The organism is Kribbella soli (assembly GCF_004331345.1).
GTDB classification, from domain to species: domain Bacteria; phylum Actinomycetota; class Actinomycetes; order Propionibacteriales; family Kribbellaceae; genus Kribbella; species Kribbella soli.
In genome coordinates this window covers 459,036-470,207 of sequence record NZ_SJJZ01000006.1, presented here as the reverse complement: position 1 = coordinate 470,207, position 11,172 = coordinate 459,036, and the positions used below count along the sequence as shown (strand labels likewise).

The window sequence follows — 11,172 nt, the reverse complement described above, 5'->3', positions numbered from 1 at the left end:
GTGGAGACGGTGGGGAATGCGAAGCAAGCTGGACGTCCAGAAGGCGGATGTGCTCGCCAAGGCGGTGGCCGCGGGAACACATGGTCACGACAAGTCGGCCGACCCGGGCAAGCTGAAGACATTCCTCGAGCAGTACTACCGGCACGTCGCCGCCGAGGACGTCGCCGAGCGCCAGCCGAACGACTGCCTGGGCGCCGCGCGGCACCACTACAAGTCCGCGATGTCCCGCCCGCAGGGTACGGCGAAGGTGCATGTCTTCACGCCGACGCTCGAGGAGCACGGCTGGTCCGCGAGCGGCCGGACCGTGGTCGAGATCGTCATCGACGACATGCCGTTCCTGGTGGACAGCGCCTCGATGGCGATCACCGAACGCAACCTCGAGCTCCAGCTGCTGATCCACCCGCAGTTCGTGGTCCGGCGCGACATGGCCGGCACGCTGCAGGAGGTCCTCGACGACAGCGCGACCGCGGACGGGCACGACCTGGTCCGCGAGAGCTGGATGCACCTGGAGATCGAGCGGATCGCGGACGTCGCCGAGCACCGCGCGCTCGAGCAGGACCTGCAGAAGGTGCTGAACGACGTCCGCGAGTCGGTCGAGGACTGGCCGAAGATGCACGAGAAGGCGGTCACCATCGCCGCCGGCCTGAACGCCGCCGACCTGCCGGTCTCCGAGAGCGAGGTGGAGGAGGCCCGCGAGCTGCTGGAGTGGCTGGCCGACGAGCACTTCACCTTTCTGGGCTACCGCGAGTACGACTTCACCATGGAAGGCGAGCAGGGCATCCTGCGCGGCCGCCCCGGGACCGGTCTGGGCATCCTTCGCCCGGACCCGAAGCCGGGTTCCGGCAAGCTGCCGCCGGAGGTGAGCGCCAAGGCGCAGGAGCAGAAGCTGCTGATCCTCACCAAGGCGAACTCCCGCTCCACGGTGCACAGGTCGACCTTCCTGGACTACGTCGGCATCAAGCAGTTCGACGAGGGCGGCAACCCGGTCCGGGAGTGCCGGTTCATCGGTCTGCTGTCGTCGACGGCGTACACCGAGAGCGTCATGCAGGTGCCGGTGCTGCGGCGGAAGGCGCTGGAGCTGTTCCGCCAGACCGGCTTCGACCCGAACAGCCACAGCGGCAAGGGTCTGCTCGACGTACTGGAGACCTACCCGCGCGACGAGCTGCTGCAGGCACCTGTGGAGGACCTGCTGCCGATCGTGCAGTCAGTGCTCCACCTGCAGGAGCGGCGCGCGGTCAAGCTGTTCGTACGGCGTGACGTCTACAACCGGTACCTGTCCTGCCTGGTGTACCTGCCGCGTGACCGCTACACCACTGCGGTCCGGCTGAAGATGCAGCAGATCCTCAAGGACGCGATCGGCGCCGAGACCGTCACATACGCCGCCTACGTGACCGAGTCCGTGCTGGCCCGCGTGCACTTCGTGGTGCGGATGAAGCAGGGCGAGACGGTCGGCGAGTACGACGCGGATCTGCTGGAGCAGCAGGTCATCGAGGCGACCCGGGCGTGGCAGGACGACTTCACCGTGGCGCTGCACGCACAGGGCGGCGACGGTGCGGTCACCAAGCTGGCCCGCCGGTACGCCAACGCGTTCCCGGAGGCGTACAAGGAGGACTTCGACGCGCGCGTCGCGGTCAACGACGTCCACGTCCTGGAGGGGCTGCCGTCCGACAACGGGCTGGCCATGTCGCTCTACACCCCGCTCGACGAGGAGTGGGAGGGCGAGCGGCGCTTCAAGGTGTTCCGCACCGGGTCGCCGCTGTCCCTGTCGCAGGTGCTGCCGCACCTGAGCGCGATGGGCGTGGAGGTCGTCGACGAGCGCCCGTACGAGATCCGCTGCGACGACGGCACGATGGCCTACATCTACGACTTCGGCCTGCGGGCACCGGAGGACACCGAGGAGCGCGAGGAACTGCGCACCCTGTTCTCCGACACGTTCCAGGCGGTCTGGGAGGGCCGGGCCGAGTCCGACAAGCTGAACGCGTTGGTGCTGCGTGGCAGCCTCAGCTGGCGGCAGGTGTCGATCCTGCGCGCGTACCAGTGCTACCTCCGGCAGGGCGGTACGCCGTTCAGCCGGGACTACATCCACAACACGTTCCTCAACCACGTGGACGTCGCCGGCCTGCTGGTGCAGCTGTTCGAGACCAGCTTCGACCCGGCGCGCGGACCGGCCGACGACCCGGACCGGACGATGCGCACGGACCAGCTGGAGAAGGAGATCCTGGCCGCGCTGGACACGGTGCAGAGCCTGGACGAGGACCGCATCCTGCGGTCGTACCTGACCGTCATGAAGGCGACGCTGCGGACCAACTACTTCCAGCCGGGCGCCGACGGGAAGCCGCGGTCGTACATCTCGCTGAAGCTGGAACCGAAGGCGATCCCGGAGCTGCCGCAGCCGCGGCCGGCGTACGAGATCTTCGTGTACTCGCCGCAGGTCGAGGGTGTGCACCTGCGGTTCGGCGCGGTCGCGCGGGGCGGTCTGCGCTGGTCGGACCGGCGCGAGGACTTCCGCACCGAGGTGCTCGGCCTGGTGAAGGCGCAGATGGTGAAGAACTCGGTGATCGTGCCGGTCGGCGCGAAGGGCGGGTTCTACGCCAAGCAGCTGCCGGATCCGTCCGTCGACCGGGACGCCTGGCTGGCCGAGGGCATCGCGTCGTACAAGACCTTCATCTCCGGGCTGCTCGACATCACCGACAACATCGTTGCCGGTGACATCGTTCCGCCCCGCGACGTGGTCCGGTACGACGGCGACGACGCCTACCTGGTCGTTGCCGCGGACAAGGGTACGGCGACGTTCTCGGACATCGCGAACGGTGTCGCCAAGGAGTACGGGTTCTGGCTCGGTGACGCGTTCGCGTCCGGCGGCTCGGTCGGGTACGACCACAAGGCGATGGGCATCACCGCCCGTGGCGCGTGGGAGTCGGTCAAGCGGCACTTCCGCGAGATGGGCCACGACTGCCAGAGCGAGGACTTCACGGTCGTCGGGGTCGGCGACATGTCCGGTGACGTGTTCGGCAACGGAATGCTGCTGTCCGAGCACATCCGGCTGGTCGCCGCGTTCGACCACCGGCACATCTTCCTCGACCCGACGCCCGACGCGGCTTCGTCGTTCGCGGAACGGCGGCGGCTGTTCGATCTGCCGCGGTCGTCGTGGGCGGACTACGACAGGTCCCTGATCTCCGCCGGCGGCGGGGTCTTCCCGCGGACCGACAAGGCGATCCCGATCTCGGCCGAGGTGCGCGATGCCCTTGGTCTCGAAGGCGGCCCGGTCACGTTGACGCCGGCCGAGTTGATGAACGCGATCCTGAAGGCGCCGGTCGACCTGTTCTGGAACGGCGGCATCGGCACCTACGTGAAGTCGTCCGGCGAGTCGAACGCCGATGTCGGCGACAAGGCGAACGACGCGATCCGGATCGACGGGTCCGAGCTGCGCGCCCGCGCGGTCGGTGAGGGCGGCAACCTCGGCTTCACCCAGCTCGGCCGGATCGAGTACGCCGCGGCCGGCGGCCGGATCAACACCGACTTCATCGACAATGTGGCCGGTGTGGACACCTCCGACCACGAGGTGAACATCAAGATCCTGCTGGACACGGTGGTCGCGGACGGCGACCTGACCGAGAAGCAGCGCAACGACATCATCGCGTCGATGACCGACGAGGTCGGGGCGCTGGTGCTGAAGAGCAACTACCGGCAGAACATCGCCCTGGCGAACGCGGCCGAGCAGGCGCCGGCGCTGATGCACGTCCACCAGGACTGGGTCCGGCGGCTCGAGAAGGAAGGGCTGCTGGACCGGCAATTGGAGTTCCTGCCGAGCGTCACCGAGTTCAAGAAGCGCAAGGCGGACGGGCGTGGGCTGACGTCGCCTGAGCTGTCGGTGCTGATCGCGTACACCAAGATCGTGCTCGACGCCGAGCTGCTGAAGACGTCGCTGCCGGACGACCCGTACCTGGCGCACAAGCTCGCCAGCTACTTCCCGAAGGCGATCCAGGAGCGGTTCACCGACCAGATCCAGAGTCACCAGCTGCGCCGCGAGATCATCACGACCCAGGTGGTCAACGAGTTCGTGAACACGTCGGGCATCACGGCGTACCACCGGCTCTCACTGGAGACCGGCGGGACCATCGAGGACGTGGTCCGGGCGAACCTGGCCGCGTCGCGGATCTTCTCGCAGCCCGAACTGCTGTCGAGCAACGCCGAGCTCGACAACGTGGTCGACGCCGCGACGCAGACGCACATGCGGCTCGAGACGCGGACGCTGGTCGAGCGCGCGACGCGCTGGCTCGTCAGCACCCGGCGGCCTCCGGTCGACATCGAGGAGCTCATCGAGTTCTTCGGACCGGGGATCGCGAAGCTGACGGCGGCGTTGCCCGACGTACTGCGCGGTCGCGAGCTGGCGCTGTTCGAGCAGCGCCGGGAAGCCCTTGTGCAGAAGGGAGTCTCGGAGGACTTCGCGACCCGGATCGCGGTGCTGCCGCCGGCGTACGGCGGGCTCGGGATCGTGGAGACCGCGTCCCGCGAGGACATCGACATCTTCGAGGTCGCCAAGGTCCACTTCGCCCTCGGTGAGCGGCTGCAGCTGGGCCGCTTCCTGGAGCGGATCATCGGCCTGCCGCGCACCGACCGCTGGCAGACCATGGCCCGCGCCGCCCTGCGCGACGACCTGCACGCCGTGCACGCCCGCCTCACCCGTCAGGTCCTCGCCACCACCGACCCGTCGGTCGATCCCGAGGAGCGCGTCATCACCTGGCAGGACCAGAACGCGACGGCGCTGGCCCGGGCCGCCACCATGCTGGAGGAGATCGTCGAAACCGAAGGTCCCGAACTGGCCCACCTCTCCGTAGGTCTCCGCCTGGTCCGAACCCTGATCGCCAACCAGGCCTAGCGCTCGGAGACGACCACGTCCACGGAGTACTGGTCGGCTCGGTAGCAGTGGTTTCCGTATTCGACGGGGGAGCCGTCGGCGGCGTAGGCGGAGCGGGTCATCGTGATGAGCGGCTCCGCCTTCGACATGTGCAAGGTACGGCGTTCCTCGGCGGTCGCGTTGCGGGCGCCGATGCGCTGCCGCGCGACCGTCGGCCGGATGCCGCGGGCCCGCAGGACGGCGTACAGACCGTCGCTCGTGAGCTCGTCCAAGGTCAGGTCGTTGAGGGCCGGCGGCAGCCAGTTGCGCATGATCGCGAGCGGCAGGTCGTCGGCGTACCGGAGCCGCACGATCGCGACCAGCGGGGTGCCGGGCGGGACCTCGAGTACGGCGGCGGCGCGGTCGTCCTGCGCCGCGCAGTCCAGCGCGAGCACCTCGGTCCGCGGCGTCCGGCCCTCGCGCGCGAGGTCGTCGTACAGGCTGGTCAGCTCGGCCTTGCGGTGCACCATCTGGTTCGCGACCGTGGTGCCGATGCCGCGGCGGCGGACCAGCAGGCCCTGGTTGACCAGCTCGGAGATCGCCCGCCGGACCGTCGGGCGGGACAGGTTCAGCCGGTCCGACATGCCGAGCTCGTTCTCGAACGGGTCGCCCGGACGCAGCCGGCCGTCCGTGATGGCGGCAGTCAGCTGCTCGGCCAGCTGGTGGTACAGCGGCACCGGGCTGCCCCGATCGAGCTGGATCGGCAGAGCACCGGTCATGGGGCCTCCCGTCCTGGACTGAGGAGCGGAGGGAGCGCAGCGACCGGAGCGACGAGGGAAGGACGGGAGTTCCAGCCCCATGACCCGCCGCGCCGGAGGCGTGGCATCGATACCGTCATGGGCGGATGGTACCCCGCCATGTCCGTACGTGAGAATGTGTTAACAAAGTATTGACACCCCTGGCACGTGGCCGGAAAGCTGACGAGCAACCAGCGCGCCGCAGGGGCTGTGGCGCGCCCGTTCTTCGAGAGAGGCAGCGCGGATGCGGATCGGGTTGGTCGGGGTCGGGCGGATCGGGGCGTTCCACGCCGCGACGCTGAAGGGGTTGCCGGCGGTGGATCAGGTGGTCGTCGCCGACGCGGACCCCGCCCGGGCCCAGGCGGTCGCGAAGGAGCTGGGCGTCTCGTCGGTCTCCGACGTACCGGCGCTGCTCGCGTCCGGCCTGGACGGGTTCGTCATCGCGGCGGCGACGTCCGCGCACGCCTCGTTGATCGAGGCAGGGCTCGCGGCCGGCGTACCGACGTTCTGTGAGAAGCCGGTCGCGCTCGACCTGGCGGAGACCGAGCGGGTACTGGCGTTGGTGGAGGCGGCGACCGTCCCGGTACACATCGGTTTCCAGCGCCGGTTCGACGCCGGGTACCAGGCGGCGCGGGCGGCCGTGGAGACGGGTGAGCTCGGGTTCGTGCACCACATCCGGGCGAACACGAACGACGCCTTCCCGCCGCACCGCGAATACATCCCGCAGAGCGGCGGCTTCTTCCGCGACTGCACGGTGCACGACTTCGACATCATCCGCTACGTCACCGGCCGCGAGGTCGTCAGCGTCTACGCCACGGGCGCGAACCGCGGCGAGACGTTCTTCAGCGAGTCTGGTGACGTGGACTCGGCGGCCGCGTTGCTGACATTGGACGACGGTACGTTCGTCGCAGTCAGCGGGACGCGGTACAACGGCGCCGGGCACGACGTACGGATGGAGCTGCACGGCAGCCTCGGCTCGATCGCGGTCGGCCTGGACTCGCACACCGCGCTCCGGTCGGCCGAGCCGGGCGTCAGCTTCCCCGAAGGGCCACCGCACATGACGTTCATGGATCGGTTCCAGCCCGCGTACGTCGCTGAACTGACCGCTTTCACCGAGGTCGTCGCCGGGACCCGCGAGGTGCCGTGCACGGTCCGGGACGCGCTCGCAGCCTTCCGGATCGCCGACGCCTGCGAACTGTCCCGCCACGAGAACCGCATCGTCACGCTCTGAGGAGAGCTACGCATATGACTGACATTGCTACCCGTATCGCCGGCGCTCCGATCTCGTGGGGCGTGTGCGAGGTGCCGGGCTGGGGCTGGCAGTACGACGCCGCGACGGTGCTCGCCGAGATGCGCGCGGTCGGGCTGGCGGCGACCGAGTTCGGCCCGGACGGGTTCCTGCCGGACGAACCCGGGGACAAGGCGAAAACCCTGGCAGACGTCGGTCTTCGGGCCGTCGGCGGATTCGTGCCGGTCGTCCTGCACGACCCATCGCACGATCCCGCTCCGGAGGTCGCCGCCGCACTCGAGGGTTTCGTCGCGGCCGGTGCCGGGACCCTGGTCCTCGCCGCAGCGACCGGCCAGGACGGGTACGACGACCGCCCGGTGCTTGATGCTGCTGGCTGGAGCACCTTGCTCGCCAACCTGGACAAGCTGTCCGAGTTGGCGGCCTCCCAGGGCGTGCTGGCGACCGTCCACCCGCATGTCGGCACGATGGTCGAGAACGCTGACGACGTCTCGCAGGTACTCAACGGTTCGTCGATCGGCCTCACGCTCGACACCGGTCACCTGCTGATCGGCGGGGTCGATCCGGTGGCGCTGGCCGTCGAGCACACGTCCCGCATCCGCCACACCCATCTGAAGGACGTCGACGCCGCGTGGGCCGCGCGGGTGCAGTCCGGTGAGGTCGGGTACACGGACGCCGTACGCTCCGGGATGTACCGCCCGTTGGGCGCCGGCGACATCGACATCACCACGATCGTCAGCACGCTGGAGAAGTCCGGGTACGACGGGTGGTACGTCCTCGAACAGGACACGATCCTGCAAGCGCGTCCGGTGGACGACGGGCCCGTGGCCGACGTACGGGCGAGTATCGCGCACCTGCAGTCGATCGCGGCGGGGCTCGAATGACCGCCTCCGGGACCCATGTGGATGGGATGGTCTGATGGTGGACGACGTACTGACGATCGGGCGCATCGGGGTCGACCTGTATCCGCTGCAGATCGGGACGCATCTGGAAGATGTCACCTCGTTCGGCAAGTTCCTTGGCGGGAGCGCGACGAACGTAGCGGTGGCGGCGGCGCGGCACGGGCGCAAGTCGGCGGTGATCAGCCGGACCGGGAACGATCCGTTCGGCGTGTTCATCCACCGCACGCTCGGCGAACTCGGGGTCGACGACCGCTTCGTCTCCGGAGTCGATGGCCTGCCGACGCCGATCACCTTCTGCGAGATCTTCCCGCCGGACAGCTTCCCGCTCTACTTCTACCGCTTCCCGAAAGCACCCGACCTGGTCATCAACCCGTCGGAGCTCGACCTGGACGCGATCCGCGACGCGCGCATCTACTGGTCCACGGTGACCGGCCTGTCCGCCGAACCGTCGCGGTCCGCGCACTTCGCCGCCTGGGAGGCTCGCGGGCGGCGTCCGATCACGGTGCTCGACCTGGACTACCGGCCGATGTTCTGGGCCGATCCGAGCGAGGCACACTCGCAGGTGTCGCGCGCGCTCGAGTACTGCACGGTTGCTGTCGGCAACCGTGAGGAGTGCGAGGTCGCCGTCGGCGAGACCGATCCCGACAAGGCCGCGCAGGCCCTCCTCGACCGCGGCCTCGACCTGGCCGTCGTCAAACAAGGCCCCCGCGGCACGCTCGCCCGGACCCGGGACGAACGCGTCGAGGTCCCGCCGTACCCGGTCGACGTCGTCAACGGCCTCGGTGCCGGCGACGGCTTCGGCGGAGCGCTCTGCCACGGCCTCCTGTCCGGCTGGCCGCTCGAGAAGATCATCCGGTTCGCCAACACCGCCGGCGCGATCGTCGCCTCCCGCCTCGAATGCTCCACCGCGATGCCCACGACCGAAGAAGTCCTCTCCCACCTGGGAGCCGAAGCATGACCCCCCACGACGAAGACCAGTACTCCGAACACGCCCGTCCCATCCCCATCCACCGCCCCCATGAAGACCCCGACCCCACCACCCTCACCCCGGGCCCCAACGACCCAACCGTCATAGCCCGCCGCCCCGCCGCAGACCAGACCGACTGGGCCAACGAATCCACCGTCCTCACACCCGGCGCAAACGACCCAACAGTCATCTCCAACCGCCCCCCCCCGCCCCACCCACGGACGCCAACCTCTCCCGCCGCCCCCGCCCCCGACGCACGAGCCGCCCAAGCGTCGCCGTACGCCGGGTCCGATGACGTCACCGCACGTGCCGCCCAACGATCCACGTACGCCGGGTCGGACGACTCGACTGTCATCTCGCAGCCGTCGGACGTGAACAGGCCGACGGAGCCTGCGGGGTCCGCGCGACCGTACGCCGACCCGGACGCCCCGACTGCCGGACTGAACGACCGGGCGGTTGTTGTGCGTCGCCCAGACACACCGGGCCCCGATGACGTGACCGTGATGATGGACGCCTCCCAGGGGACGCCCTCCGCAACCCCCGACGGCCAGACAACCGTCATCGGTAACCTGAACCTGCCCACACCCCAGCAGACAACGGGCGAACAGGCCGTTGGTGAGCAGGCCGTTGGTGAGCAGGCAGTAGGTGAGCAGGTAGTAGGTGAGCAGGCCGGGCGTGAGCAGCGGCTGGGCAGGGCGGAGGCTTCGCCGGGGCATCAGGTGAGCGGTCAAACGGTCCGTGGAGAGCAGCGAGCGACTTTGCCCGCAGCCCCAGCAGACCGGCAGACCAACGGGCCGCGAGCAGAACAGACTGCGGACGCAAGCCAGGAACCAGTCGTCGCCACGGCCGAATCAGGTGGTACGCCGGGCTCAAACGAGCAGGCAGCAACCGCCGCAGACCAACCACACGCGATCCCACCGTCAGCCAGCGCGAGCGTCCCGCAGGCAGAGCCCTTGCCCGGTGAGCGGCCGTCGCCCGGCGAGCGTCAGCCGCCCGGTGATCAGCTCTCGGCCGGTGACGAGCAGTCGGGTGTGCTGTCGGGAGCCTCTCGAACTGGCGGGGAGGCGGCTGGCGAGCCGACCGTCAGTTTCAACCCCGGTGTGTCGGAGCAGGCACATGAAGCGAGTCCTCCGGGCCCGGAGGACGACACCGGACAGCTCCACGAAGACCAGGCGAGTCGCCCCAGCGCGGCTGGTGCTGCCGGCGCAGGTGTGCAGGGCCCTGCCGCGATTGGCGCCGCTGGTGCTTTGGCCGCCGGGGCTGCTGCCGGCGCCGGAGCTGGAGTCGGCGCAGAAGCCGGAGGTGTTCCTGGTGCTGGTGTCGGAGCGGAGGACGCCGGGGTCGTTGGTGGTGCTTTGGCTGGTGACTCACCGGGTGGCGCTCAGTTGGCGCACGGTGGTGAGGACGCTGAGCAGGTTGGTGAGCTTGGCGGGGGTGCCTCAGTTGGGGAGCAAGCCTCTGGCGTGGGGTTCTTGGGTGTGGGTAGTGCGCTGCCGGTGGGGTTGGTTTGGGGGGAGGGGGTTGCTGAGCGGTTGGGGGAGTTGACCGAGGTTCGGGTTCGGCATCCGGAGCGGGTGGCCGAGGGGTGGTTGCAGCGGCGGACTCGGGCGTTGGTGGGGGATGACGGGCGGCTGTTGATCGTGGCTGCTGATCATCCGGCGCGTGGTGCGTTGGGGGTGCGGGGCGATCGAATGGCGATGGGGAGCCGGGCTGATCTGATTGCCCGGTTGATGATCGCGTTGCAGCGGCCGGGTGTGGACGGCGTACTGGCCACTCCGGACGTGTTGGAGGACCTGCTGCTGCTCGGTGCGTTGGAAGGCAAGGTCGTCATCGGATCGATGAACCGGGGCGGGTTGCAGGGGGCGGCGTTCGAGTTGGACGATCGGTTCACGGCGTACCGGACTGCTGACGAGATCGCCGCGCGGCGGCTCGACGGCGGGAAGATGCTGACGCGGATCGACCTCGGCGACCCGGGGACCGTGGCGACGTTGGAGAGTAGTGCCGCGGCGGTGACCGGTTTGGCCGAGCACAAGCTGATGGCGATGGTGGAGCCGTTCTGGTCGACGCGCGGCGAGGACGGGCGGGTCGCGAACCTGCTCGACCCCGACTCGGTCATCAAGTCGATCCAGATCGCGTCGGGTCTCGGCGCGACGAGTGCGTACACGTGGCTCAAGCTGCCGGTCGTGGACGAGCTCGATCGGGTGATGGAGGCAACGACTCTGCCGACGCTGCTGCTGGGCGGCGATCCGACGGCGGAGCCGGAAGCGACCTACGCCTCGTGGGGCAAGGCGCTCGAGCTGCCCTCGGTCCGCGGGCTCGTGGTCGGGCGGGCGCTGCTGTTCCCACCCGACGGCGACGTGGCGGCGGCTGTCGACCATGCCGCGGCCCTCGTCCACGGCGACACCGCATGACCCGGACCGCTG

6 protein-coding genes are annotated in these 11,172 nt (G+C 69.3%); 5 read left to right on the top strand and 1 reads right to left on the bottom strand.

The genetic code is table 11. The annotated features are described in order from the left end of the window. Positions 1 to 16 precede the first annotated feature (16 nt). Positions 17 to 4,879 (top strand): NAD-glutamate dehydrogenase, encoded by a 4,863-nt coding sequence (locus tag E0H45_RS41335; protein WP_131348092.1) that lies wholly within the window; start codon positions 17 to 19, stop codon positions 4,877 to 4,879. On the opposite strand, the gene E0H45_RS41330 is transcribed toward E0H45_RS41335, so the two are convergent. Then, positions 4,876 to 5,616 (bottom strand): GntR family transcriptional regulator, encoded by a 741-nt coding sequence (locus E0H45_RS41330; protein ID WP_131348090.1) that lies wholly within the window; start codon positions 5,614 to 5,616, stop codon positions 4,876 to 4,878. The two genes, E0H45_RS41335 and E0H45_RS41330, sit on opposite strands and share 4 nt — an antisense overlap. Before the next feature lie 262 nt (positions 5,617 to 5,878). On the opposite strand from E0H45_RS41330, the gene E0H45_RS41325 reads away from it, so the two are divergent. From E0H45_RS41325 to E0H45_RS41310, 4 genes are all read left to right on the top strand, one after another. Further along, a complete protein-coding gene (locus E0H45_RS41325; RefSeq protein WP_131348088.1) occupies positions 5,879 to 6,865 on the top strand; it encodes a Gfo/Idh/MocA family protein in 987 nt (328 codons plus the stop codon). A gap of 14 nt (positions 6,866 to 6,879) precedes the next feature. Next, positions 6,880 to 7,764, top strand: a complete 885-nt coding sequence (locus tag E0H45_RS41320) for a sugar phosphate isomerase/epimerase family protein (RefSeq protein ID WP_131348087.1) — start codon at positions 6,880 to 6,882, stop codon at positions 7,762 to 7,764. Positions 7,765 to 7,798: 34 nt separating this feature from the next. Continuing rightward, positions 7,799 to 8,740: a 5-dehydro-2-deoxygluconokinase gene (iolC, locus tag E0H45_RS41315; RefSeq protein ID WP_131348085.1), complete on the top strand. Its 942-nt coding sequence runs from the start codon at positions 7,799 to 7,801 to the stop codon at positions 8,738 to 8,740. A 1,541-nt stretch (positions 8,741 to 10,281) separates the two neighbouring features. Further along, entirely contained in the window at positions 10,282 to 11,160 is an 879-nt protein-coding gene (locus E0H45_RS41310) for a Cgl0159 family (beta/alpha)8-fold protein (RefSeq protein WP_202872756.1), read from the top strand. The last annotated feature ends 12 nt before the right edge of the window (positions 11,161 to 11,172 follow it).

What these genes read in the sequence shown, in the direction of transcription:
- E0H45_RS41320 (WP_131348087.1), top strand. Translation starts at nt 6,880, where the DNA reads ATGACTGACATTGCTACCCGTATCGCCGGCGCTCCGATCTCGTGGGGC.
- E0H45_RS41335 (WP_131348092.1), top strand. Translation starts at nt 17, where the DNA reads ATGCGAAGCAAGCTGGACGTCCAGAAGGCGGATGTGCTCGCCAAGGCG.
- E0H45_RS41325 (WP_131348088.1), top strand. Translation starts at nt 5,879, where the DNA reads ATGCGGATCGGGTTGGTCGGGGTCGGGCGGATCGGGGCGTTCCACGCC.
- E0H45_RS41330 (WP_131348090.1), bottom strand. Translation starts at nt 5,616, where the DNA reads ATGACCGGTGCTCTGCCGATCCAGCTCGATCGGGGCAGCCCGGTGCCG.
- iolC (WP_131348085.1), top strand. Translation starts at nt 7,799, where the DNA reads ATGGTGGACGACGTACTGACGATCGGGCGCATCGGGGTCGACCTGTAT.